We start from the raw sequence: 26,504 nt of genomic DNA, 5'->3' as shown, positions 1-26,504 counted from the left end.
AGATTATGATGACCAATCCAGCAAATCGAGTGACTCAGGGTCAATTCTCGTTTCTTCCAGAACTTAGCGACGAGCAGATAATGCTACAGATAAAGTGGGCTATTGACCACGGTTGGGCGCTTAGCGTGGAGTATACCGACGACCCCCATCCCCGTAATACCTACTGGGAGATGTATGGTATGCCAATGTTTGACCTAAAGGACCCAGCTGGCATTATGGGGGAGATCAATCAGTGCCGGGCGACCTTTCCTAACTATTACATCCGTGTTATGGCATTTGGTTCAGATCGAGGCACGGAGAGCCCAACTATGTCATTTATGGTGAATCGCCCACCCAACGAGCCAGGGTTCAGACTGCAGCGACAAGAGGTCGATGGTCGATCGATTAGATACTCGATCACCCCTTATGCCACGGATCAACCAGAGGGTGAAAGGTATCCATAGAGATACCCCTCGCCTTTATTGAAAATACTATTTATGACTGACGGTGGAGTGGCTGAGGTGGCTTTTATGAGCTGTTTTCTCAAAAACTCCACTATTTTTCTCTGTCACATCTAATAGATTCAAGGTGATTGGCTCAGTCGAATGAGTATTTATGAACTTAGATGGTCAGCTTGTTTGCCTCTTTGCTTGAGTGTTTGCGGTGAGGACCTCTTATTGGTGGCTTAGTGAGAAGAAAGAATTTAGATGGATGACCTTGGCGCTAATGTAAGTGACGACGAAGACAACCTCTCTCTGGGCACGGCAGATGATTTCGTTGATTTGGATGTGGTATACAAAGAGTCGAATATCGCAAGTATCTTGGAGAAGCTCGATAAAGAACTCGTTGGTTTGAAACCGGTTAAGACGCGAATTGGCGAGGTAGCTTCACTTTTGCTGGTCGATCGAGTGCGTCGTCAGTTGGATCTTTCCTCTGGCGCACCCTCGATGCATATGAGCTTTACGGGAAATCCTGGCACCGGTAAGACGACTGTGGCTTTGCGCATGGCAGAGATACTGCATCGTCTTGGATATGTACGACAAGGTCATTTGGTCTCGGTTACTCGCGACGACTTAGTGGGTCAATATATCGGCCATACGGCGCCTAAGACCAAGGAGATTCTCAAGAAGGCGATGGGGGGAGTGCTCTTTATCGATGAGGCCTACTATCTCTACAAGCCGGAGAACGAGCGCGACTATGGTGGCGAAGCGATCGAGATTCTTCTACAGGTTATGGAGAACCAAAGGGACGATCTTGTCGTGATCTTGGCTGGTTATAAAGATCGCATGGACAAGTTTTTCACTAGTAATCCTGGGATGTCATCTCGGATTGCACACCATATCGACTTCCCTGATTACACCAAGACGGAGCTTGTGACAATCGCTAAGTTGATGTTAGCTGAGCAGAACTACGTAATGAGCGGGAAAGCCGAAGCCGTCTTTGAACAATATGTACAACGGCGGATGGAGCAGCCATTCTTTGCAAATGCACGATCGATCCGGAACGCTCTGGATAGAGCCCGACTTCGACAGGCGAATAGGTTGTTTGAACGTCGAGGAGATCGCCTTACCCGGTTAGACCTAATGACTATCGAAGATGTTGACTTCTTGGCCAGTAGAATATTTTTGGAGCCTGGACCTAAAGATTGATTCGCGAAACCCCTTGGTGTTTGGAGGTTTTAGGGTTGGCTAGAGATATAGCTTCTGCGATGAGAGCTTGGAATCTAATTTACCCAAACCTGATTCTATTGATTTAGGGAGAATGGTACTTTGAGGTGGATCTTTGTACCATGGTTTGCGCGTGAAAATACCTCGAGGCTTGCTCCGATCAGCTCAACTCTTTCCCTCATACCTTGAATTCCGTGGCCGTTATTGACATCGTCGACATCGAACCCCGCTCCATCGTCGGAGATAATCGCATGCAGAATCCGAAGTTCGTAGTCGAGCCAAATCTTCAGCGATGCCCAAGTTGCTCCGGAGTGTTTGATGATGTTTGCCAGCGCTTCTTGGGTAATTCGGTAGATGGTGATCTCGGCTGCGCTAGAGAGGATCGCATCGAATACCTCGGGAAGTTCGACGTCAACTTCGGGGTTTTTTATCGAATTGCAAAGACTTGCTAAGCCCGCCATAAGACCAAGGTCATCTAGGATTCCTGGTCGAAGTCGCGATATTGTCTCTTTTACCTCTGAGATGGCCGAGACGACGAGATCTTTGGCCGCAGTTATCTCTATACGTGAGGCGTTCATCGATTCTGGATACATTGCAGCATCTAGATGGTAGAGTGCCGAGTGTAGGAGTTGTCCAAGGCCATCATGAATATCTCTTGCGATTCGCTTTCGCTCTAACTCCGCTGCATCGATAGTGTCGGCTGCGAATTTTTCAAGTTGACTCTCGCGTCGGGCAAGTTTTTCAACGAGGGCGGCCATTTCGACGTTGCCGGCAAATAGGTTGGCGACATATTGCAGGTCCACCAAGATCGATTCGCTCTCGCTTGGCAATTCGCGCCAATGGACATTTAGGACGCCAACTACTACCTCACCAGGTCTCATCATCGGCACCGAGATCAGGAAATTGAAGTTTTCCCCCTCCAGTTCAGGCATATAACGGTATCTACTGTCCGCCCATTTGTCCGGAACAATTAAAGGTATCTTGGATTGAGCGACCCATCCCGAGATACCATCTCCAACGGCTAGGCGAATCTTGCCCCTATGGATCGAATAAGGAGGTGTCGCGCCAATCAGACTGATATGTCTTTGGTCCTCGTCTAGGAGATAGACGAAGCATACGTCTGCACCGAAAGCCCCTATCACAAGTTCAGCAACGTGATCTGCTAGCTCTTCTAGATCTGTGACGTGTGGCATTGCGTCAATAATTTGACGAAGCAAGTGATCTTTCAATGTGAACTCCAAAGACTCATCATTTTGGGATTTCCCTTATCCCTTTCAAAAGGGGCTTTTGCATTATTGTTATCTAAAGATTGCTTCGCGCATTGCAAGTGCTACAGCTGCAGTCCTATCTTTGACGCCGAGTTTGCGATAGACCGCGCTCAGGTGGGTCTTGACTGTCTCTTCTCCAACGAAGAGCTTCGCTGCGATTGCCTTGTTTGAGTTTCCCTTGGTCACAAGGTCAAGGACCTCTGACTCCCTTTGCGTTAACCCTAGGTGTGCTCCTGGCCAGAATTCACCCGAGTGAAGACGTGCCGCAGATAGTGCAACCCTGCCCGCTAGCTGAGGATCGACGACGATATCACCGTTTTGTACCCGTAGGAGTTGCTCTAGCAGTTCAGCAGCGGTGATCTGTTTGAGAAGAAACCCTTTTGCTCCAGATCGTAGGGCTTGAAATAGATACTGCTCGTCATCGTAGACAGTTAGCATGACGACCGAAACATCAGGAAATGACTTGGAGATTTCCCTGCAGAGATCGATGCCGCTGTCGTTTTTGAGACGTACGTCGGTGATTACGATGTCTAATTGGTTTGTAGTGACAAAGGCGATAGCGCTTTGTGCATCCTTAACCTTGCCCACAATTTTGATCTGATTCTCGAATCGCTTCATCATTGAACTGATTCCATCCAGAATGATGTCTTGATCGTCGACTAAAAGGACCGAGATCATCTCTGTCATTGCATCTTTAGTGTCGTTATCTTGTTCCACGTCTGTTGGTCCCATGCGAAAATAGCTAGAAAGCTACAGTTAGAAAAAATTTAAGGGCGAGATAGCCGTTACTTGCGACTTTTTCAATAATGAACACCTTATTTGATGGTACTCCTCAATGTGACATTGGTCGATCTCAGTTTGGTAAATCCCTCTTATGTGGGAAGAGTATAGGTGTTTAGGTCGCCTAGATTCTTTTCTAAATTGTAATGATCAATTCGGATTATTCACTATGCAGCGGACCGCTTTAGGCTGTGAGTTGATTAACTGTTTTTAGGAAAGATCTAAAGGTACGCAGTTTTTCCAAATAGGGGGTTGACGATGGGTGTAAAGCAGAATATTTTGGTAATCCCTTCGGTGCTACCTGCTGACTTTTCACAACTAGGTAATGCGGTTGTGGAGTTGGAAAAAGCGGGTGTGGATCGAATTCAATGGGACGTTATGGATGGTGTCTTTGTACCAAATCTTACATTTGGTCCAGATACCATAGCGTCGGCGCGAAAAGTTACGACTCTTGGTTTTGAGGCTCATCTTATGATTGTTGATCCAGATCAATATATCGAAAAATATGTAGCGGCAGGCTGTGAGCTGCTTATCATTCATGCTGAGTCAACTCGACATCTTCATCGGACTCTGGGTCGCGTGAGACAAGCTGGGGCTAAGGTCGGCGTGGCACTGAACCCGGCAACCCCTATCTGTGCCATAGAGAATGTCGTGGATTTGTTAGATCTAATCCTGATTATGACGGTTAATCCTGGCTTTGGTGGCCAGGCCTACATTTCGACGATGGAGTCAAAGATTAGCTCAGCCTATGAATTGGCAAACTCGTTTAGTCATGAAATTGAAATTGAGGTTGATGGGGGAATCTCCTCCTCTACCGTTGAGGGTGCTGTGAGTGCGGGCGCAAGAACATTGGTTGCTGGCTCTTCTCTCTTTAAACATCCCGACGGCCTTGAGGCCGCAGTGACTGAAATTCGCAATTTAGCAGGTCAAGCCAAACGAAAAGCCTAAAGACCCTCTTGCGACATAAAGCCGTTAACTAAGAGGTATGAACGTTAAACGATCGGAAAGATTTTATGACAAACGACAATGATCAACTTTGCGTAACCGCGCTAAGGATGCTTTCGATAGATCAGGTGGAGCACGCTAATTCGGGCCATCCGGGCCTTCCTCTGGGACTTGCACCTGCCGCATATACTTTGTTTTCTCGGGTGCTAAAGCATGCACCATCTGATCCAACCTGGGCCGATCGCGATCGATTCGTACTCTCGGCTGGCCATGGATCGGCACTCGTCTACTCGCTCTTGCACCTTTTTGGCTATGGACTTGAGGTCCAAGACCTCCAGGGCTTTCGTCAATTGGGTTCAAAGACACCAGGACACCCCGAATACCATCACACAACTGGCGTTGAAATGACGACCGGTCCGCTGGGTCAAGGGATCTCTAGCGCCGTTGGTATGGCCCTTGCCGAAGCTATGATGGCGAGCCGAGTTGATGCCGCAGGAGCTAAAGGAGTAATAGACCATCACACTTACGTCTTTGCTTCAGACGGCGACCTCATGGAGGGCATCTCTCACGAAGCAGGCTCTTTGGCTGGTCATCTAGGTTTGAATAAGCTGATTGTATTGTTTGACTCCAACAATATAACGATTACAGGCGATGCCACACTGTCCTGCACAGATAATATTCGAGGTCGTTTCGAAAGCTATGGTTGGAATACCATTTTGGTAGAAGATCATGAGGATCTCGATCTTATCGAATCAGCGTTCAATAAGGCTCGCGAAAACACGGGCGGACCGACACTGATTGAACTGCGGACGGTAATTGGATATGGCGCTCCTACCAAGGCGGGTAAGAGCTCGGTACATGGATCGGCCTTAGGCGCTAAGGAGATCGCGGGCACTAAAGAGTTTTACAAGTGGACCTATCCTCCCTTTGAAGTGCCGCAAGCGATCTATGACCACGCCCGCTCTAGCGTGCAAAAGGGCGAAAAGCTTGCGGCTGCATGGAGAGAACGTTATAAAGAGCTATCTAATGAGGTGCGTCAAATAATCTCTCCAGTAGTGCCTTCTCCAGGTGAGATCGCTGGGTCAATCAAACCATTTAGTCCAGATAAGGCATTGGCTACGAGAATATCCTCCAAAGAGGTCTTGATCCAGTTGAGCGAAGCTCTACCTTTCCTTATTGGCGGCTCTGCTGACTTGGCCGAGTCGACTGGTACAAACCTTGGTCTGGACTTTGTCTCATCGTCTAATTATCTAGGCAGAGAGATTAACTTTGGAATTCGTGAGCATGGGATGGCTGCACTCCTAAACGGGATTGCACTTCATGGTGGCTTTGTGGCTTATGGATCAACTTTTCTGGTCTTTTCCGACTATTGTCGTCCGTCTGTGCGCCTAGCAGCCATTATGGGCTTGGGCGTCAATTTCGTATTCACCCATGATTCCATTGCAGTCGGAGAAGACGGCCCAACACATGAGCCGGTTGAACATCTAGCAGCTCTAAGGGCTATCCCAAACCTTCGTGTAATGCGTCCAGCGGATGCAAATGAGACAGCTGCAGCCTGGGCAACCTCCATTGGGGACCCTTCGATGCCATCTGTATTAGTGCTTTCTCGACAAGGTCTTCCAACCGTTACTACACATGGTGATCCAGCTTGGGTCAAGGACTCTGGAATGCAGATAATCTCCGACCCTCAAGATGCCAGAGGGGTAATCATCTCGAGCGGATCTGAAGTGGTAATTGCCCTAGAGGCCGCAGAGATCTTGAAGCAAAATGACGGTATCTCGGTGCGCGTGGTCTCGGTAATGTGGCGCGAGCGATTCTTGGACGTCTATCGAGGGAGAATCGAGGCTCTAACTTCGGGACTTCCCACGCTTGTCGTAGAGGCAGGCATTCCTCTTGGCTGGGAGCCAGTTGTGGCTAGCGAAGCAGACATAATCGCTATGCATTCATACGGCGCCTCCGGTAAAGGCTCAGAAGTCCAAGCCCACTTTGGTTTTTCGGGCGAAAAGGTTGCGCAATCGTTCCGTGAAACTTTGTCAAGAATTGAGTCGACCAAAAAAGATAGCCACGACCTAGAGTACCTAAATGCAAATCTAGTCCTAGAGCGCAATATTGTTCTAGCCTGCGTCGACGCCGCCAAGGCTAGTTTCTCAAAAGTTGGCAGGGGCGATCGCAACTCTGCTGATTCATTGGCAGTGGGGGCTATGCGAAGAGCTCTTAACAAGGCTCCAATTGCACTTGAAGTCGTAATTGGTGAAGGAGAAAAGGACGAGGCTCCAATGCTCTATCGCGGAGAGCGCTTAGGAAGTGGAGCTGGACCTACCTTTGACATTGCGGTAGACCCGCTTGAGGGTACAAATTACGTGGCAAAAGGCCAGCCAGGTGCGGTCTCTGTAATTGCTGCAGCTCCGAGGGGCACCTTCAAGTATCTACCTGGATATTACATGGACAAGATGGTCGTTGGCTCTCGAGCCAAGGGTGCTCTTACTCTTTCGAATTCGATTGAATCTAACGTTGAAGCTCTGGCAAAGGTCTTGGATAAGTCGATCGGTGAGATTGAGATAGTTGTACTTGACAAGCCTCGCCATAAGGAGCTTATCTCGCGTATTCGTAAAATTGGAGCCAGGGTTCGTGAAATCCCAGATGGCGATGTGATGGGAGCGTTCGAGGTTCTTGTCGGTCATATCGATGCACTCTTTGGGATTGGTGGAGCACCAGAGGGCATCATTATGGCAGCTATGACCAAGGCCCTAGGCGGTGAATTCCAAGGTCAATTGACCCCCCAGAGTGACGCTGAGCGAGCTCAGATAATTTCTTTTGACGCTTCAATTATCGACAATGTCTTTGATCAAGATGCCTTGATTTTAGCAGAGCCAGTTGTGGCCATAACCTCTGTAACTGGAGCTGGCGTATTGGAACCCGTCACCTATCGAGACGGATCCCTCTACATATCTAGCGCTTTGATTCGAAATGGGAGCTATTCCGTCGTATCGCAATTTGCCTAGGTTGTAAATTCCCAGATTTGAAGTTAGGACTCTATATTTCAGGGCCCTAGGAAGATTTTAGAATCTTTTTTAGGGCCCTTTAGATTTTTGTATCCAAAATGAACTAGTACAATAACGAAAGGGCACCAATGCCGCATCGACTTGCGATGATTGAACGGGCTAACCGAAATCGTTTACGCCGACACGTACCCATGTTGGCAATCGCTGGAGATTCGGCGGTCGGCAAGACAACCCTGACTCGGGGCCTTGTCGAGGCGCTCGGCCCGGCTAACATATCTTCATTTTGTACCGATGACTATCATCGTTACGACCGAAATGAACGGAAGAATCTTCCCTTTACTCCGCTGCACCCTAATTGCAACTATTTGGAGATCATGGAGCAGCATCTGCAACTGCTCGCAACGGGTCAACCAATCCTAAAGCCACTCTATAGCCACCATCACGGGACTCTGGATCGTCCAGTTTTGTTTGAACCTAAGGACTTTGTCGTTGTAGAGGGCCTATTTCCCCTTTGGTCTAAGTTGTCGAGGGCTTGCTTTGATGTAACGGTCTTCTTGGACCCCCCAGAGAGCGTTCGACGTGAGTGGAAGGTACAACGCGACGTATCTCAACGTGGTTATACAAAAGAGCAGGTTCTAGCAGATCTTGATAAGCGTGAGCCGGAGTCTGGCGCATATATCCGCCCGCAACGAGCCAATGCAGATATCGTCATGAGCTTCGCCAAGGCTTCACCTGGCGAAGGCGAGGAGATTCCGTTGTCGGTGTCAATCCTTCTTAGGCCAACGATTGACCACCCAGCTATCTCTGACCTACTCTCATCCGATACGAGAGAGGCTATACATCTAAAGCTGATGCGCGACGATGACAATAAGCCAGTTGACGTGCTTCACATACATGGTCATGCATCCAAAGAAGTAGCGAGCGAAATAAAAGAGGCGATCTGGTCGAGGCTAGGGATCGACCAGCCTCTTCCAAGTTCGCTGGGACGAATTACAGATGAGAAGCGTAGCGAACCATTAGCGATCGCACAGCTGTACCTGCTTTATCACCTTTTGCAGGCCGCCAAAGGCTGATTGGCGTCACATGTCTTATCGGGATTTATCCCGGTTCAAATGGTTAGTCGAAGTCTTGGTAACGGTTATTTTAGAGTACTTCTAACTGTCATTTTAGAGATTGTGATGATCTTAATTTAAGCGTGGTTCTGACGGGATCATCGTTTCAGCCAAATAATTAGTCGGGTCTATCTTCGGTGAGGATGGAGAGACATCACTCTAACGGAATGATTTCTTATTGAGTAGTGGATTTGCGATCGAACCAATTAGCTCTAGATGTAAAGTGCCAGATTAAGGCGGTTTTCACCGGGAGATCTAAAAGTTGTTTCATAGGTGATTTTGCAAATCGATGGTTCGTCATGTCAATGGCTTTTCTTGCATCTCCTACCAGCTGAACGTACATAGTGGCTTTTATGTCGATTACCAAAGATTGATCGAAAGATATTCTTTTCAGGCTTTGAAGCCAAAAGTCCACTCCCCGACCAATACCAGATGGGCAATGTCATCCTGGTTTGGCGGCAGGAAGCCAACGCCATAAGCAAGAAGGCGACCATTTTGATTGTCTATTTCTTGTAATAGCCTTCAAAGGTCGTTTTGTCTTGTGAATTACCGTGGCCGCTGAAAACTAAATCTATATGGTTGGTTTTCAGCGGTATTGCCTATCTTTGAATGCCTGGTCCGTGAGCACATAGGTCCTGTTTGTAAAGAAAAGAAGGTGAGTTCACGGTGAAACCCTTCAGCGGATGTTGCCGCCTACGAGGGGATCAAAGTTTTTCGATCACCGCTAATAGAGAGGGTGCCGAATGACCGTGGTCTGCGATATCCGTGATCTTTTCAAGTCGCACGATCTTCTGATCCACAAAGGCCTCTGTGACTTCGGAGTCGTCCATCAGTAGATCTGGATCTGATGGCCCGACTATTCCGAGCGATTCGATATGGTGTCCAATTAGAAATAGGTGTCCGCCCAAACTTATTCTCTTAATGGCCTTTTTATACAGCTCTAATCGCAAGGTTCTTGAAGGGTGAATGTTAGCAATAACGATTAGGTCATAGCTGTCATCTTGATCTAGAAAGTCAAAGATGTCGCTACAGATCGTATCTACTTTCACTCCCGCTTCATTTGCCGCTCTGGCTAATCTTTCAAGGGCAACGCTGGAAAAATCTACCGCTGTCACCTCCCAGTTGGTTTTAGCTAAGTACATTGCATTGCGGCCTTCGCCGCATCCTAGGTCTAACGCCTTGCCAGGGGAAAAGTTTGATATAACATCAGCGAGCTTGGGATCTGGTTCTGGAATCCAAAGTCGATCGATCCCTGCATAGCGCTCGTTCCACATTTGTGCATTACTCACGATTAACCTGCTTTCCAAGTTGTAGAGGTCATATGCTATTTACGCCTTTAACTGTAGTATATACTACAGATTGACCTATAGGTGCGGTGATGCCAAAAGAACGGTATATCGAGATTTTTTTCGTCACCTTCAAATCACCAAAACGCGCCATCTCTGATAATTGTGCCTGCGCCTGTTACTCATGGGTTTATCTTCTTTTACGTCTCCCATAGGATGCGGAGATGTAAAAGAAGATGTCGATAGCAGCTATTTTGGTAATGAGTGGCTCCGTGGGGAGTTTCTAGGCGACAAAGTATTTAGCTCGGGGGTGGTGGCAGATTATCGCAGTAGTTGTCTGTTCGGGGTGAAGTTGAAAGCCCTCTGAGACTTCAATGCCGATCCGTGTCGCGCCTAAGAGCGATACGAGCTTTTCATTGTCTTCTAGCTTGGGACAAGCTGGATAGCCAAAGGAGTATCGACCACCTCGGTAACGTTGGCGAAATAGCCCGAGGACTGAATTGTCGTCCTCATCTCCAAAGCCCATTTCGACCCTGATGCGTAGGTGCCAAAGTTCCGCAAGTGCCTCTGCCATCTCAACGCCAAGACCATGAAGGCGAAGATATGCATTGAAGTCACCGCCTTCAAAGAGTTTTGCTGTACGGGCCGAGACCTCAGATCCCATGGTTACCGCGTGCATTGCGATGTAGTCGACCTCGGGCGAATCATAAGGTCTAAAAAAGTCAGCTATGCAAAGGTGGGGTTCAACCTTTTGACGGGGGAAATCAAAGGTTTCAATCACCTTAGATCGGCTTTCGTCTTCATATATCAGGAGTTGGTTTCCCGCTGAAGCAGCCACAAAGTAGCCATAGGCCACTTTGGGGATTAGGCAGTTGCTCGCTTTGGCCTCTTCGAGCTCCAATCGAAAGATTGATCGAATTCTCTCTTTGAATTCTCCGTCGCTTTCACCATTTTCGGGCCTAAATCCCCATTGATTGCGAAAGAGTGCAGTTTCATTTATAAAACCTGCGATTTCGTCGATTGAAATTCCAGAGACTATTCGGGTTCCAAGAAATGGAGGCTTGTAGATCTTGTTGTCTATCGCAACTTCAGAGGACCGTATGGCTGCAACTTCTGGGAGAGATGACATCGTCTCTGAGCGCTTTGGCCCCAGTTTTCGCTCGGAGAGTTTGCGTCCAAAATCGTCATCTTGTATTGAACCCTCTCTTATTTCTGCCAACTTGTTCATGACGTCCAATCCCTCGAATGCATCTTTGCCGTAAAAGAGACGACCTTGGTAGATTTTTCTGAGGTCTTGTTCGACGTAAGTCCTTGTCAGTGCGGCTCCACCGAGTATGACGGGAATCGATGAGAGCTCTCTGGAATTCAATTCCTCTAGGTTTTCTCGCATGATAAGCGTAGATTTGACCAAAAGACCACTCATGCCAATTGCATCTGCTTTTATCTCAATTGCCTTGGCGATCATCTCAGAGATTGAAACTTTGATGCCGAGGTTGTGTACTTCATAGCCGTTATTGGAGAAGATGATATCTACTAGGTTTTTGCCAATGTCGTGGACGTCACCCTTGACTGTGGCCAAGACGATCCTTCCCTTTTTATTGGCTTGTCCTTTTTCAAGATATGGCTCCAGATACGAGATAGCACGTTTCATCGCTTCGGCCGAGGAGAGGACGAATGGAAGCTGCATTTGGCCCGCTCCAAAGAGTTCACCCACTACCTTCATGCCAGATAGGAGATATTCATTGATAATTTCCAGTGCTGGAATTCCACTCTCTAGCGCGTCATGGAGATCGGCGACGATATTATTTTTGTCCCCATCGATGATTCTTCTTTGGAGACGTTCGGAGATGGGAAGAGACGCTAAATCCTCCTTCACCGCCGCCTTTTCATTGACACCTTCGAAGAGGTCGATAAGGGCCGAGAGGGGATCGTAGTCGGCGGTGCGACGATCGTAGATGAGGTCGAGGCAAACCTGCTTTTGTTCTGGTGGAATCTTTGAAAGGGGAACGATCTTTGATGGATGCACGATTGCGGCATCCAATCCTGCAGCAGTGCACTCTGCAAGAAAGACCGAGTTGAGGACCGTTCTTGCGGCCGGCTTCAATCCGAAGGAGATGTTTGAGAGGCCAACTATGGTAAAGACCCCCGGTAGTGACTCCTTGATCTTTCGGATGCCCTCTATTGTCTCGATTCCATCTTTACGAGATTCTTCCATGCCAGTTGAGATTGGAAGCACCAATGGGTCAAAAAAGATATCTGCCGCGCTAAGTCCATATCGATTAGTCGCTATCTCATAGATGGCTTTAGCTGCCGCTACCTTCCATTCTTTAGTTCGTGCCTGGCCTTCTTCGTCGATACAGGTTGCAACTACAGCTGCTCCATATTTTTTGGCAAGGCGACAAAATAGATCAAATCGAGTTCCGGGAGCATCTCCGTCTTCCAAGTTCACCGAGTTTAAAAGCGCTCGCCCGCCAAGGTGCTTGAGACCAGTCTCGATCACAAGGGGCTCAGTTGAATCTAAAACGATCGGTAGTGTTGAAGCCGTCGCCAATCGACTGGCGAGTTCCTCCATGTCTGCAACGCCATCTGCGCCTGTGTAATCGACGCAGAGGTCAATTGCATCAGCACCCTCTTTTACTTGATCTTTGGCGATCTCGATGCAGGTATCCCAATCACCCTGGAGCATGGCCTCGCGAAAACGTTTGGATCCGTTGGCGTTGGTTCGCTCTCCCACTGAAAAATATGACAGTTCTTGTGTGATTGGTGCGGAACTATAGAGAGAGGCGAGTGCTGGTGGTGCATCTAGGGTCACAAATTTCGGCACCTGGTCGGTGATTATCTCTCTTACTGCTGCGATATGTTCGGGTGTTGTCCCGCAACATCCACCTACGATTCGAACTCCGAGTTCGTTGATGAAGCGGTGGTGATGTCTAGCGAGTCCTTCTGGCGTTAGGTCGTAGTGCATCTTTCCGTCCACTACCGAAGGAAGACCTGCGTTGGGTTGCGCGGAGATCGGGAGTGTGGTGTTTTGATGGAGATATCGAAGGTGCTCACCCATCTCTTCGGGTCCAGTGGCGCAATTCATTCCAATTACGTCGATCCCCATCGAGCGAAGTGCGATTAGCGCGGCAGATATCTCTGTTCCTGGCAGCATCCTCCCGGTCAGTTCGACTGTCACCTGGAGTTGAATCGGAACTTTCTTGTCGAGCTTTTCCATGGCGAGCCGAGCCCCAGTTATTGCAGCTTTAGCCCCTAGAAGGTCATAGACGGTCTCTATTATAAAAAGATCGACACCGCCAACTAAAAGCCCTTCTGCTTGTAGTTGATATCCATCCCTAAGAGTATCGAAGGTCGATTGCCCGAGCGAGGGAAGTTTGGTGCCGGGACCCATAGATCCTGCCACGAAGCGACGATGGGATTTACTGGAGTAGGAGTCTGCGACCTCTCGAGCCAACAATGCACCTATGCGATTTAATTCAAAGGCTCGATCCTGCACTCCATATTCGCTAAGAACGATTGGAAATGACCCAAAGGTATTGGTCTCAATTACGTCGCTTCCAACTTCTAAGAAGCTAGCGTGGAGCTCTCTTACCACGTCAGGACGGGTTAAGACAAGATTTTCATTCAGTCCTTCCAAGTTCGCTCCGCCAAAGTCGTCGGCGTTTAGGTTCCTCAATTGAAGGTTGGTACCAGTTGCGCCATCGAAAAGTAATACTCTGGTTTTAATTGCCTCTAGATAATCGCTCATATTATTAACCTAGCCAAGATATTTGGATTACATAGTTATTTGGTAATCGTAGGAGACAACGTAAAATCGTGAAAATATATACCCGAAAAGGCGATGACGGAACTACAGGCCTACTCTATGGTGCAAGGGTCGCAAAGGATTCGATTCATATAGAGCTAAATGGCGCCGTGGATGAGGCACAAGCAGCACTCGGTCTTGCCAGATCTTTCTGTGGTAACAATAGCAAATTGAATGAGATTTTGATTGGTCTCGAACGAGATCTATGGGTGCTGATGGCTGAGGTAGCAACGCTTGAGGCATCGCGATCTAAATTGAAAGAGGGAAGTTCCAGGGTTTCAACCAAGATGGTGGAACGAATTGAGGAATTGATCGACGAAATCGCAGATTTGTTCGAGATGCCAAAAGAGTTTGTGGTTCCTGGCTCTAACCAACTTTCAGCGGCCTTGGATCTTGCTCGGACCGTGATTCGACGCTCTGAACGTCTTAGTTTGGGGTTTTGTTCAGAGATCCCTGATTCGGTCGTTGGGGTCTATCTCAATAGATTATCCGACCTTGCTTGGATCTTGGCTCGTTGGTGTGAAGCTGAACACCTATTGGCAAGGGGTTAGTAGGCGCCAATCTTTGAGGGCGAGAGGTGCGCGAATATCTTTTTGTAACTCTTGGTTAGCGGCCAAAGCTACAAAAGGTAGGTTTTGGCTCCGCCTGACCATGCCACATCAAGGCTCCCAGGGAATCAAAACCTCTCAAAATGGTTCTCACTAGCCAAGAGTTCGCAATTTTGGCTAATAAGATTCGCATAGCTTTAATTCGCATACGGTTGAGTCGTTATTGGCGAATTTATGAAAAGGAGTTGAAAACACTTGGGACAAGTTACCTATAGAGTTAGTTCGTTTAACGAAAATGGCGATTTGCCAAATTTCATCTTTGTCTCTCCGGACTCTATTAGCAGTCCACTAGAGGCTCTAGCAGGAGCCACTTTGGCCGACTACGGAGTTGATGCTCTGGGCTTTAGCGCTGGGGCAAATGAGGTTCTGATCCTGCCAAGGCTGAACAATGGGCCCATGGGGCTAATTGGTCTCGCCAACAAGGATTTAAAGGCTGATGAGATTCGTGAAGTTGGAGCTTTGATTGGGCGCGCTAGTTATGGCTTTAGCGAGGTTGTAGTTTCGACCATAGACTTTATTGCCCGGTATGGAGTTGATGCTTTAGGTTATTTGGTTGAGGGAATAGCCATGTCTAGCTATCGCTTTGACAAATATAAGAGCGATCCAAAGGAACTCAAAAAAGCATCGCTTCTAAGCAACGTAACCTTTTTGATTGGCGAAGATGTAGAGAGCTCAGATTGTGATAGAGCGATAGCTCAAGGTGAAGCAATCTCGGATGCAACCAAACTGGCGCGCACTCTAGTAAATGAGCCAGCCGGGTTTCTAACACCCACAGTGTTCGCGAAGGTGGCCGAAGAACTATTTGCCCGCGATCCTTCTATCTCGATTGAGGTTTGGGATGGTGAAAGAATTCAAAGCGAGCGACTGGGAGCGCTTTTGGGAGTAGCGGCCGGATCTTCTCAAGAACCTCGGGTGGTCAAGTTGACCTATGCCCCAGCAAATGCGACCCAAAGCATTGCATTGGTCGGCAAGGGCATAACCTTTGACTCTGGTGGTCTGAACATTAAAAGCTTCGATGGAATGAAGACGATGAAGACCGATATGGGCGGTGCGGCTGCGGTAATTTCGGCTATGTCGGTCCTTGGCCGACTAAATGTCACCAAGAAGGTGATCGGCTTTGCGATGTTGACGGAGAATATGCCAAGTGGTAGCGCAACTAAGCCAGGTGACGTTCTTACCACTAGAAGCGGTAAGACTATTGAAGTTCTCAACACCGACGCTGAGGGCCGATTAGTGCTATCTGACGGACTAACTTTGGCCTCGGAGGAGTCCCCAGACTATATCGTTGATTTGGCAACTTTGACTGGGGCGTGTGTAGTTGCCCTTGGGACCGAGATCGCTGGTGTTCTTGGAAATAGTGACGAGCTAATCTCACGCTTGATAGATGCGGGAGAAGTGTCCGGCGAGGCACTTTGGGAACTTCCTATTCCGCAACGTTACAAAAAGCACATCCGTTCGGAGATCGCTGACATGCGCAATATTGGCGAGGCTGGTCAAGCAGGAGCAACTGCTGGGGCAATGCTTCTAAGTGAGTTTGTAGAAGGTCAGAAATGGGCTCATCTTGACATTGCGGGTCCATCGCGATCGGACTCTGACCGAGGTTACATCTCCCGTGGCGGAACTGGATTCGGTGCCAGGCTCCTGTGTTATCTGCTGCTGGGATCACTGTAGTTGGTTATGACCTAGGTGATGTGACCTAGGTTGATCTTTGAACGACATCGAAAGATTGAGGCGACGACTAGTTTCTTGAGCGCTCGCATCGGCTTCAAATGCGCTAGTCAACTTTGGCACTTTCAGCTTTGATGATTTATTATCTGGCCTGAAAGTGCCAAATCGACTTTATCGATCAGTCGAGATTGACAGAACTAAGTATCTGCTTGGTCTGATCCAAAGCACGGAAAAATGCACACTTCATTGCTTATTATTTTCTAGATCGTCTCGTGGAAACAAAGCTTCTAGAGCCCGCTTTGCTACCGTAGGTTCGATCTTCCACCTGGCTAGATCCTCGATGGCCCTCTCCTCTGACTCATGAGACTCAAGAAGCGAGACGGCAATCGCTACGCTCTGATCCTTAGCCTCTTGTGTTACAGGCGTGCCGTATCCTAGAATTAGAGCTTCGTGGACTTCTTGAAGTCTGATCGGCAGTCTATTTAGTTGACGCTGACTCAACGGCGGCAGTGACCTCCTGAAGGCAAGCTGACCATTAGGAAGTAGCTTTGCCATGTCGAACTGGATGCATCGATTCACCGTTCGGGTGATACTACTGCTAAATCCCTTTGGTGATCCAAGTCCAATTTCGTAAGAAATTGTGTGTAGTGACATCTCTCGGAAGTCACCACTCAGGTCGAAAGCATACGCCATACGTCGCAGAAGAAAGATGCAGCTGGGCCCTAAAATTGGGAGCCAGAAATATTCGACGTAGTTTGTCCTAGGGTCAAAGCCAAGTGATTCCACTAATGGATCTACCCAGGTGCCTACCATGATTCTGCCGTCTTCTTCTTCAATTCCATTATTTGAAATCGCTGTAGATTCGATTTCCGATTGATTGTTGGTGTGGTCACTTGAGTCATTAGGGATGGGATTTCTATTAGAGCGGTCGACAGTCACAGGAGAACCTTTCGAATATAGGGATTGGAGGCAATAATTGCGATTGACCTATATTACATAAATAAAATCGAAATATCTTGAAATATCTTGAAATTTTGGAAATCTATTTTCCGGATATGACTCTGAAATCCAATTGAGTTACTTTTTTATCGGTGAATATCAATTTTGATTTACAGTATTTAGCCTGATTTACTTGTAAGGCATCGTTTTTTTCATCTTGTCTAATGTTTTGAACTAAAAAAATCAAATTATGCTGCGTGGTCATTTTTGAAGATGCGCGAGGGTCGGAAGCCTCCGATACTATTATTTTGGATGCTCAGTTTTTTACCTAATGGATGACGACTTAGTTAACGTTATGGCCAATCCTAAGGATTCGGATTTACTTGAATATTTTTTGATTAGGTTAAATAAATGTTATCTAGATCTACAACGATAGGTTCCCTATTTGATATGAAGATGCAGCTAGTTATATGGATAGATAGCCAGGTCAGGGTCTTGAATGTTTGTGGAATTTCGCAAATGGACCACTGTTTGCCTTTGGGCGTTTCCGACGTAACGGCAATCATAAGTCCAAATCACCAGGTTGAGATAATTGAAAATTCATATAAAATTATAAAGAGCCTCGTTAACGCTTGAAATCATTCATCCAGATAAGGTCATCTTGATGAAGCCGCACTTGGACCTTTGATGAAGCCGATGGATCATTGTTGGCTGGATGCCCAAGGGCAATGACTCCAATAGGTTCATAGATTGACGGTATGTTGAACGCTTCAAGAAGTAGCGAACGATCCACGGGGAGGCCGAAGAAGAGATATGCGAGACCTGCATCTACGATGGCTAGCTGGACCAACATTGCCGCGAATGCTGTATCGATAGTCCAATATGGTGATGGAAAATCGCTCTCTATCTTTTTTTGCGCATATCGTTTGTCGTCCCTTTGATAGCGATCGATGTAGGCGGACTGATTCGAGAAGGGAATTATCAATACGGGAGCATTGTCAAGCCCTGCGTGGCTTTTGGATTTTTCGCGCCACTGGGGTGTAGCGACGATGGACCAGAATTTTTCCCGTGCCTCTGGGTTGGTTAGGACTAGGAACCGACTTGCTTGGGTGAATCCGGCTGATGGCGCCCGTGTCGCCGCGTGTAATATTGCCTCTAGGACTTCTTTTTCAACAGGGTCTTCCAGGAAGTGGCGATGCGTGCGTCTTTTCTTCAAAACTTCGGAAAATTCCACTGGTCTCCTTATGATAAATCGGACAAATCTCCAGGCTATTGGTCCTTATGATCTGTCACCAAGACGTCCTTTGTCAACGCTTCAAAATCCTTTGTCACCGTTTTAGAGTAGCCTTCGTTTGGGAATGTCGACTTAAATAGTAGAGTTTTATCTCGTAAGGTATTTTAGGAAGCTCAGCCAAGGAGACGACAGTGGCCGGATTTAGAGATTTGCTTGGAAGTATAAAGGGTCAGATTAGGGAGGTTTCTACCCAAGAGGCCCAGGAACTGTTTGAGTTAGGGTGGCTTGGGGTTGATGTGCGCGAAGCGGATGAAGTCGAACAGGGTGCAATCGCGGATTCTTTGTTTATTCCACGTGGAAATCTAGAGTTGCAAATCGAAGGTCGAGTCTCTGACAAGTCTCAGCCTATGGTTGTCTATTGTGCGGGCGGTGTTCGATCTGCGCTAGCTGTCCATTCGTTGACTTTGATCGGCTATGAAAATGTCGTATCGATGGCGGGTGGATTTAATCGCTGGAAGGATGAGGGACGCAATTGGCAAGTTCCAAAGGTTCTAAATGAGCAACAGCGGAATCGTTATCAGCGACATCTTCTACTTCCAGAGGTCGGAACTAAAGGGCAAATGAAGTTGCTTGAATCAAAGGTGCTTCTGCTGGGCGCCGGTGGACTCGGTTCGCCAGCCGCCCTGTATCTAGCTGCGGCAGGCGTTGGTACTTTGGGGATTTTAGATATGGATGTCGTCGATGCTTCTAACCTACAAAGGCAAATTCTCCACAATATGGATCGAATTGGAGAGAGGAAGGTCGATTCGGCCAAGAAGACCCTTTCTTCCTTGAACCCCGATGTGACGGTGGTTACCTATGATCTACGTTTGAATTCTGAAAATATCCTTTCTGTTATTGATGGTTATGACGTCATCGTGGATGGCACCGATAACTTCCCAACTCGATATTTGGTAAATGACGCGTCGTTGATCAAAAAGATCCCAGTCGTGCATGGTTCGATTTTTAGATTTGAGGGTCAAGCGACAGTCTTTCAACCCTACGTAGGCCCTTGTTATCGATGCTTCGTTCCGGAACCACCTCCGCCAGAGTTGGCGCCAAGTTGTGCAGAAGCAGGCGTGTTAGGCGTTTTGCCGGGGATTATCGGCTCGATTCAAGCCATGGAGACAATCAAGATCTTATTGAACATAGGAGAGACATTGGCAGGAAGAATATTGTCATATGATGCGCTTGAAGAGAGTTTTAGGAACTTCAGGATTCGACGAGACCCCAATTGCCCCGCTTGCTCCATAGATCCCACCGAGATCGTGATTTCGGAATACGACGAACTTTGCATGCCCCATCCATCGGCCACTACGGTTTTGAGTCTGCACTAGATTCACGGATATTACCTAATCGCAGTCCTGTTATTGCAGACTGCTTTTTTGGTCTAATTATGAATTTTTCACCAAAGCTATTTATGCCATTATCGGTTGATTCAGGCCAAAGGATACAGGCGGCCTTTGGCTAGAATCTGACAATTCACAGGGCCAGTAACTACGGCGCCAGTGGTAGAGCCTGTTTTGGCATAAAGCTGCCATTGGGCATTGGCGAAAACCAAGGTTTTGTCTTCAGCTGTGGTATCACTCTTGTGATGGCCTGGTTTTATTAGCTTTTTGACATTTATGTCTGAAGAAGTCCCTTGTATCTCTATGGGCAGATCGCTAAGACGGATCATCGCTCTTGGTTATACGATTCAAAAGACACTAATCCCTCAGACAATCTCTTTGGCGTCTGGCTGGTCATATGCCAACATACTAGGGACAATGCAATGAAGCAGGATTTGGTCCGAGAGGTTGCTCTTTAAATATTTGTCTTTTTTACACATCGGTGTTCGTTTGTATGTACAATTGTACATATGACTCCTCTTGACTTTGTCATTTCTCTGGGGTTGATCTCAGTTGCCGCTGGGATGCTCGGCTCGCTCGTGGGTCTTGGCGGCGGTGTGGTCATCGTTCCGGTGTTGACTTTACTATTTCACGTTGATATAAGACTTGCCATTGGTGCGAGTATTGTATCGGTTATTGCCACCTCAAGTGGTGCAGCAGCAGCCTATGTCCGGGAGAAGATGACGAACTTACGGGCCGGTATGTTTTTGGAGGTTGCGACGACTACTGGTGCAGTAACGGGTGCTTACCTCACGACGCTGTTGCCTACTCGGTTCTTGTTTCTGCTTTTCGGGGTGGTTCTTGCCTATTCAGCGGTCGCTACCTTCCAGCGTCGTCGTGCTGCGGCACCTCTTAGCGTCTCGAGCGATCGAATCGCTAACGTTCTAGAGCTTCATGGTGAGTACTTTGATGAAGCGGAACAAAAGGAGATTTCATATAAAGTTACCGGCACCAAACTTGGCTTGTTCATGATGTATGTAGCCGGCTTGGTGAGTGCTCTGCTGGGCATTGGATCGGGTGCTCTAAAAGTGCCGGCAATGGATTTGGCTATGCATCTTCCAATGAAAGTTTCGACAGCCACTAGTAATTTTATGATCGGTGTAACTGCTGCAGCTAGTGCGGGGGTTTATTTTGCTCGAGGTCAGATTGACCCCATCATCTCTGCCCCCGTTGCCATCGGAGTTCTAATTGGAGCTACGGTCGGTTCGAAGGTTTTGGGAAAGCTAAAGAGTCACGTAATTCGTTTGATCTTTGTAGTTGTGTTGATCGTCATTTCGCTTGAGATGTTGCAGAAGGGGGTGTTTTAGTTGAGGCTTACCAGGCGTCCTCCTGAGACAGAAGAACAAGCCAAGGTAATGAACGAAAAGATTCGAATGACCGAAATCACCATTTCGCTCGTGCTTCGAATCGGAGTCGCTCTAAGTGTGGCAATCTTCATCGTTGGTTTGGTGGTGATGTTTGCTCATCACCCCGCATATGCAAAGCTGTCGGGTTCGCTCTCTTTTCACTCTTTGACATCGCCGTCATCACAATTTCCGCATTCATTTAGCGGCTTGTGGAATTCGCTCGCCAAAGGACAGGGTAGGGGAATAATTGTACTCGGTACGATGGTGTTGATTATTACTCCAGTTTTACGAGTCGCGGTCGCCATAGTCTCTTTTTCAATCGAGAAGGACCCAGCTATGACTATCGTTACCATCTACGTCTTTGCTGTGCTCATTCTTTCGTTTTTTTTGGCAGGAGCTTGAGCTTGAGCGCGATAGATCGCTCAAGCCCACTTCCGCTTTGGGCGCAAATCTGTGAGGATTTGCGAGATCGAGCTGGCACGGGTGAATTTGATGGACGCTTTCCTACCGAAGAAGAGCTAGCTCGTCTCTATGGAGTAAGTCGCCAGACCGTACGTGAGGCGATCCGACGACTCGAGTCCGAGGGCTTGGTGGTTCGTCAAAGGGGACGAGGGACCAGATTGGTTTCTCGCACGGTTTTGGAGCAGCCACTCCACTCTCTCTATAGCATGGCCACGACGGTGAGCTCGCAAGGTTTTGCAGAGCGTAGCGAAGTCGTGGCCCGCAAGCGTGAAACTCCACCTTTTGAGGCGGGAGAATTTCTAGGAAGTTCAGTTGTGGATGCCATTTATATCGAGAGAATTCGCTTTGCTGGTGACGATCCAATTGGGTGGGATCGGTCCTGGTTGCCCTGGGATCGAGCGGCAAATCTTCTAGAGGCCGATCTCTCCAAAGGGGGCCTCTACGAGGCACTTGATCGCTTTTGTGGTATCAAGATAACCGGTGGTTGGGAGAAGATTCAACCAATCGTTCCATCGAGTTATGAGAGAATGCGCCTTGGCATATCAAAAGATGTGGGGGCCTTTTCGATCAACCGACTTGCCATATCTGGAAACGAGGCTATCGAATGGCGGAGAAGTCTAATTCGTGGAGATCGCTATGCCCTCGTTGCAAATTGGCCCGGTGGAGAGTCGCCAACTCTTTAGGTAGCGTTGTGGAATAATCAGGTATAATAGATTCACTACCTAAGTGTCAAGAGCGAGAAGGAGGTGCACCAATGAAACTCGAACCTCCTAGTACCTGGCGTTCTCCAGCTTCTGCTCAGGTATTGATACACATCGGCTAACTACACAGTTGTTGCCTACGTCCACCGGTGGTCTCGTCGGATTCTGCATTGATCGACCAACCTGGACGCCAAGATCCATATCGGTTACTGAGCTTGGAGAACGCCTGCCAACAGTTTGCTCGTGCACGCCCAAGACTGCACTCGTTCCCAGCCCCAGAAGCGTCATTTGGCGCGTGCATTCTCAGATTCCAGGATACCACCATGACCGAGATCATTTTTTTCGTTGCTGCTGAAGCGTTGAACACGCTTCACGGAGATAGCTATAGGAACCAGTTCCAAGCTCACCTGTTCGACTGCTCGCCTCGACACGTGTTGGAGGGTTGCCGTCGATGATAAAGATCGCCACTACCGAAGCTCTCGAGGGCACCGCCGTTCTCGATGACGCTCACCTCGGCGACATCCAGGGTGCGCTCGGCACGATCGCCCTTGGCGACGTTGCCCCTCGCCGTAACCTGTCGGCGAAGCTCAAGACACTCCTTGCTATCGTTGGACCAGGACTCATAGTTATGGTTGGCGACAACGATGCCGGTGCGTTTGGCACCTACACGCAGGCTGGACAGAACTACGGAACGCACCTCCTCTGGACCCTCCTCCTCCTCGTTCCCGTCTTGTACGTGAGCCAGGAGATGGTGCTGAGACTTGGTGCCGTGTCCGGCGTCGGACACGCTCGCCTCATACTGGAAAGGTTCGGGAAGTTTTGGGGAGCGTTCAGTGTCATCGACCTGTTCATCCTCAACGCCCTCACGATCGTAACGGAGTTCATCGGGGTCACGCTTGCGACGGGATACCTCGGGCTACCCAAGGTCCCGTCCGTGATCCTGGCAGGCGCCGTCGTTGTTGGAGCAGCGAGCACGGGGAGCTTCCGTCGCTTCGAGCGGGTGTGCCTCATTCTCGTTGCTGGGTCGCTTGTCCTCATTCCGATCTACTTGATGGTCCACCCACCTGTCGGGCAGATGGTGCACAACTTCGTCATCCCTGGTTTTCCGCACGGAGCCCAGGTCTCGACGGTCATGCTCCTCATCATCGGGATCGTTGGAACGACGGTCGCCCCATGGCAGCTCTTCTTCCAGCAGTCGTACGTCATCGATAAGAGGATTACTCCTCGGTTCATCAACTACGAGCGGGCCGATCTCTGGATTGGGATTGGGCTAGTCGTCATTGGTGCGGCTGCCATGTTTGGGTTTTCCTCTGCCGTGTTTGCAGGGCACCCGGAGTTCGGCAACTTCACGAACGCAGCAGGTGTCTCTGCGGGGCTTGCGAAGTATGTCTCTCCGCTTGCTGGGGACCTCTTTGCCATCGCCCTCCTGGATGCGAGCATCATTGGAGCCGCTGCTGTCGGCCTTGCGACGGCGTACGCAAGCTCGGACGTGCTTGGTTTCAATCACTCCCTTCACCGTCCCGTGAGTAAGGCGAAGGGCTTCTACCTCTCCTACGCTGGATTGATAGCGCTCTCAGCAGCGCTCGTCATCATTCCGGGTGTGCCGCTCGGCTTGTTGACCGAAGGTGTCCAGACGCTCGCAGGCGTGCTCCTACCAAGTGCTGTCGTCTTCCTCATGCTGCTTTGCAATGACAAAGAAGTGCTGGGCCCGTGGGTCAACGGCAGGAAGCTCAACATCCTCACGTCGGCGATCATTTGGGTGCTTGTCCTGCTGTCTATCATCCTCACGGCAAGTGTGCTCTTTCCGAGCATCACGACGATGCAGATCGTGGCCGTGATGGGTGGCGGAGTGGCAGTCGGCCTCGTTCTTGGCCTTTACGTGCTCGTGCAATCCCGTCGGACGACGATCGCTCTAGCTGTTGCCAGCGTCGAGCCAATGGATCGTCGGACCTGGAGGATGCCAGCACTCGCAACGCTGAAGACACCGGTCATGTCCACCCAGCGCAAGATTGGGCTCTTGACGCTCCGTGGTTACCTCATCATTGCTTTTGCCCTCGTCGTCGTGAAGATCGTCGAGGTCGCAGTTCGCTGAGATGTCGACTGTTGTCGGCCCAGCACCACGGGGTGATTCCGTGATGCTGGGCCGGTGGCGGAAGGTCCCTTTCGTGGTTCTTGTGGTTTTTTCTCTCCCCGACTCACTCGTGAGTCGCTTCTCTGTGCGCGGCCGTTGGCGAATATTCAACTCTTTGAAGTCACGTGGAACATCCTCGAACGCTATAGAAGAGCCAGAGTTTCTCCAGCTTCAGAGGGCTGCCCTTTAGCACTACCCTCAGTTTAGGGTTGGCCATAATCCTTATGGAGAGACGAAGATGACTTTCAAATCCAGGAATGGGAGGTTGACGCACAAGTAACTCTCAAAAAAACGAGGCATCTAATACCGAATTTTAGGTACATTAATGGTGGTCGCAAGGTTCAATATTGAGTGGTTGCCAGTTGTGGAATAGTCACATTGTGATCCAAATCGATCTATTGGTCTTTGGGCATCTTATTTAGAGTTGAGCTAAATGTGATGTTGACTTAATTTAATCCATTACCTTTTTAGGAAATGTAAAATTGTTCTTGGTTTTAATGCGGATTTGATGTCAACTCGACTCCAGTGCGCTCATTAGAGTATCATCTATGCCATGACTTTTGGTGATCATCGAACCGATTCTGGTATTGAAATTGACGCACTTTATGATGGCTCTAATTTGGATGGATTTGATTCAGCCTCAAAATTAGGTGCTCCCGGGCAGTATCCCTATACTCGTGGGGTCTATCCAAATATGTATAGAGGCAAACTGTGGACCATGCGCCAGTATGCAGGTTTTGGAAGCGCTAAGGCAACCAACGAGCGCTTTAAGTTTCTGCTCAAGGCAGGACAAACAGGCTTGTCGTGTGCTTTTGACCTTCCGACTCAGATGGGCTATGACTCGGATCATCCTCGCGCCTTTGGGGAGGTGGGCAAGGTCGGTGTAGCTATAGATTCCATTGAAGATATGCGAGATCTACTTGATGGTCTTCCCCTCGATAGGGTGACAACCTCGATGACTATCAACTCCACCGCTTCAATCCTTTTGCTCCTATATCAGTTGGTTGCTGAAGAGGCTGGAGTAGAGTCATCCAAGCTAGGCGGCACGATCCAAAACGATATCCTCAAAGAGTATGTGGCGAGAGGCACTTACATCTTCCCGCCGAGGCCTTCGATGAGGATAATCACTGATATCTTTGCCTACTGTAATGAACACATGCCTGCTTGGAATACTATTTCAATCTCGGGATATCACATTCGTGAAGCTGGATCAACTGCGGTTCAAGAGATTGCATTTACAATTGCCAACGCGATTGCATATGTAGAGGCGGCAATAACGGCTGGCTTAGAGGTTGACGAATTCGCCCCGAGGCTCTCGTTTTTCTGGAATGCGCATAACAATCTCTTTGAAGAGGTGGCCAAGTTTCGCGCATCACGGCGGATTTGGGCAGACATTATGCGGAATCAATTTGAAGCAAAGGATCCAAAGAGCCAATTGCTTAGGTTTCACACTCAAACCGGCGGTTCCACTCTGACTGCGCAGCAGCCTCAGGTGAATCTGGTGAGAGTAGCCATCCAAGCCCTTTCTGCAGTTTTAGGGGGAACTCAATCTTTGCACACCAATGGGTTTGACGAGGCCCTGGGTCTTCCAACTCAGCAGGCTGCTAAGTTGGCTCTGCGCACCCAGCAGGTGATTGGATATGAATCAGGCGTAACCGACACAGTTGATCCTCTTGCCGGTTCTTACTTTGTTGAAAGTTTGACCAACGAAGTTGAGTCGATGGCACTTGAATATCTCGCCAAGATAGCGGAAATGGGTGGAGCGATAGCGGCTATCGAAAATGGATACATGCAGGATGAAATTGAGCAAGCGGCTTATGATTACGCGCGATCTATCGACTCTAAGGCAAAGATAATTGTAGGTGTAAACGAGTTTGTCGAAGAGGAAGAGGTAGCAACAGAGGTCTTTCCGATTGATCCAGCGCTCCAAGAGGAGCAATGTGAACGTGTGGCTAAGCTACGTGCCGATCGTGACAACTCGGCCGTGAAAGAGCGACTTTCAGAGGTCTATAGCGCAGCCAAAGGTGATGCAAATCTAATGTATCCAATGAAGGCTGCGCTGCGCGCAAATGCAACATTAGGCGAAGTTTCCGATACGCTAAGAAGTGTATTTGGGATATATATTCCAAGAGGGTAACCTAGAG

At 48.6% G+C, this 26,504-nt stretch carries 19 protein-coding genes; 13 read left to right on the top strand and 6 right to left on the bottom strand.

The genetic code is table 11. The annotated features are described in order from the left end of the window. Positions 1-5 precede the first annotated feature (5 nt). Entirely contained in the window at positions 6-443 is a 438-nt protein-coding gene (locus tag AXFE_RS03660) for a ribulose bisphosphate carboxylase small subunit (protein ID WP_052604531.1), read from the top strand. A 243-nt stretch (positions 444-686) separates the two neighbouring features. After that, positions 687-1,628, top strand: a complete 942-nt coding sequence (gene cbbX, locus AXFE_RS03655) for a CbbX protein (protein WP_052604530.1) — start codon at positions 687-689, stop codon at positions 1,626-1,628. A gap of 95 nt (positions 1,629-1,723) precedes the next feature. On the opposite strand, the gene AXFE_RS03650 is transcribed toward cbbX, so the two are convergent. Both AXFE_RS03650 and AXFE_RS03645 read right to left on the bottom strand, forming a co-directional pair. Next, positions 1,724-2,875, bottom strand: coding sequence for a GAF domain-containing sensor histidine kinase (locus AXFE_RS03650; protein ID WP_052604529.1), 1,152 nt, complete (start codon positions 2,873-2,875; stop codon positions 1,724-1,726). 69 nt (positions 2,876-2,944) lie between these two features. Continuing rightward, positions 2,945-3,631, bottom strand: coding sequence for a response regulator (locus AXFE_RS03645; protein WP_235347556.1), 687 nt, complete (start codon positions 3,629-3,631; stop codon positions 2,945-2,947). 321 nt (positions 3,632-3,952) lie between these two features. On the opposite strand from AXFE_RS03645, the gene rpe reads away from it, so the two are divergent. From rpe to AXFE_RS03630, 3 genes are all read left to right on the top strand, one after another. Continuing rightward, positions 3,953-4,642, top strand: coding sequence for a ribulose-phosphate 3-epimerase (gene rpe / locus AXFE_RS03640; RefSeq protein ID WP_082058457.1), 690 nt, complete (start codon positions 3,953-3,955; stop codon positions 4,640-4,642). Positions 4,643-4,707: 65 nt separating this feature from the next. Further along, positions 4,708-7,641 (top strand): transketolase, encoded by a 2,934-nt coding sequence (gene tkt / locus AXFE_RS03635; RefSeq protein WP_082058456.1) that lies wholly within the window; start codon positions 4,708-4,710, stop codon positions 7,639-7,641. Positions 7,642-7,769: 128 nt separating this feature from the next. Continuing rightward, positions 7,770-8,714: a phosphoribulokinase gene (locus AXFE_RS03630; protein WP_052604528.1), complete on the top strand. Its 945-nt coding sequence runs from the start codon at positions 7,770-7,772 to the stop codon at positions 8,712-8,714. Between the two features lie 743 nt (positions 8,715-9,457). Here the strand turns inward: AXFE_RS03630 and AXFE_RS03620 are convergent. Both AXFE_RS03620 and metH read right to left on the bottom strand, forming a co-directional pair. Further along, entirely contained in the window at positions 9,458-10,042 is a 585-nt protein-coding gene (locus AXFE_RS03620; RefSeq protein ID WP_152625840.1) for a class I SAM-dependent methyltransferase, read from the bottom strand. Between the two features lie 280 nt (positions 10,043-10,322). After that, positions 10,323-13,787 (bottom strand): methionine synthase, encoded by a 3,465-nt coding sequence (gene metH, locus AXFE_RS03615; protein WP_052604525.1) that lies wholly within the window; start codon positions 13,785-13,787, stop codon positions 10,323-10,325. A 68-nt stretch (positions 13,788-13,855) separates the two neighbouring features. Between metH and AXFE_RS03610 the strand changes: the two genes are divergently transcribed. Together AXFE_RS03610 and AXFE_RS03605 are read left to right on the top strand one after the other, a co-directional pair. After that, positions 13,856-14,395: a cob(I)yrinic acid a,c-diamide adenosyltransferase gene (locus tag AXFE_RS03610; RefSeq protein WP_052604524.1), complete on the top strand. Its 540-nt coding sequence runs from the start codon at positions 13,856-13,858 to the stop codon at positions 14,393-14,395. 252 nt (positions 14,396-14,647) lie between these two features. After that, positions 14,648-16,123: a leucyl aminopeptidase gene (locus tag AXFE_RS03605; RefSeq protein WP_052604523.1), complete on the top strand. Its 1,476-nt coding sequence runs from the start codon at positions 14,648-14,650 to the stop codon at positions 16,121-16,123. 240 nt (positions 16,124-16,363) lie between these two features. Here AXFE_RS03605 and AXFE_RS03600 read toward each other — a convergent pair whose 3' ends face one another. Next, a complete protein-coding gene (locus AXFE_RS03600) occupies positions 16,364-17,059 on the bottom strand; it encodes a hypothetical protein (RefSeq protein WP_052604522.1) in 696 nt (231 codons plus the stop codon). 625 nt (positions 17,060-17,684) lie between these two features. Then, positions 17,685-18,293: a nitroreductase family protein gene (locus AXFE_RS03590; protein ID WP_052604520.1), complete on the bottom strand. Its 609-nt coding sequence runs from the start codon at positions 18,291-18,293 to the stop codon at positions 17,685-17,687. Positions 18,294-18,484: 191 nt separating this feature from the next. Here AXFE_RS03590 and moeB point away from each other — a divergent pair, with 191 nt between their 5' ends. From moeB to AXFE_RS03555, 6 genes are all read left to right on the top strand, one after another. Beyond that, a complete protein-coding gene (gene moeB, locus AXFE_RS03585; protein ID WP_052604519.1) occupies positions 18,485-19,669 on the top strand; it encodes a molybdopterin-synthase adenylyltransferase MoeB in 1,185 nt (394 codons plus the stop codon). Positions 19,670-20,190: 521 nt separating this feature from the next. After that, positions 20,191-21,027 (top strand): sulfite exporter TauE/SafE family protein, encoded by an 837-nt coding sequence (locus AXFE_RS03575; RefSeq protein ID WP_052604517.1) that lies wholly within the window; start codon positions 20,191-20,193, stop codon positions 21,025-21,027. Then, the gene (locus tag AXFE_RS03570; protein WP_052604516.1) at positions 21,028-21,468 is read left to right on the top strand and encodes a DUF1634 domain-containing protein; all 441 of its coding nucleotides are present in this window, start codon (positions 21,028-21,030) and stop codon (positions 21,466-21,468) included. It abuts the gene before it with no gap. Positions 21,469-21,470: 2 nt separating this feature from the next. Beyond that, positions 21,471-22,211: a GntR family transcriptional regulator gene (locus AXFE_RS03565; RefSeq protein ID WP_052604515.1), complete on the top strand. Its 741-nt coding sequence runs from the start codon at positions 21,471-21,473 to the stop codon at positions 22,209-22,211. Positions 22,212-22,680: 469 nt separating this feature from the next. Next, positions 22,681-24,321: an NRAMP family divalent metal transporter gene (locus tag AXFE_RS03560; RefSeq protein WP_052604514.1), complete on the top strand. Its 1,641-nt coding sequence runs from the start codon at positions 22,681-22,683 to the stop codon at positions 24,319-24,321. A 592-nt stretch (positions 24,322-24,913) separates the two neighbouring features. Further along, a complete protein-coding gene (locus AXFE_RS03555; protein ID WP_052604513.1) occupies positions 24,914-26,497 on the top strand; it encodes an acyl-CoA mutase large subunit family protein in 1,584 nt (527 codons plus the stop codon). The last annotated feature ends 7 nt before the right edge of the window (positions 26,498-26,504 follow it).

This window comes from Acidithrix ferrooxidans, from assembly GCF_000949295.1.
In the GTDB taxonomy this organism is placed as follows: Bacteria; Actinomycetota; Acidimicrobiia; order Acidimicrobiales; family Acidimicrobiaceae; genus Acidithrix; species Acidithrix ferrooxidans.
The sequence above is the reverse complement of the archived record's forward strand: the minus strand, read 5'-3'. Positions and strand labels throughout refer to the sequence as shown.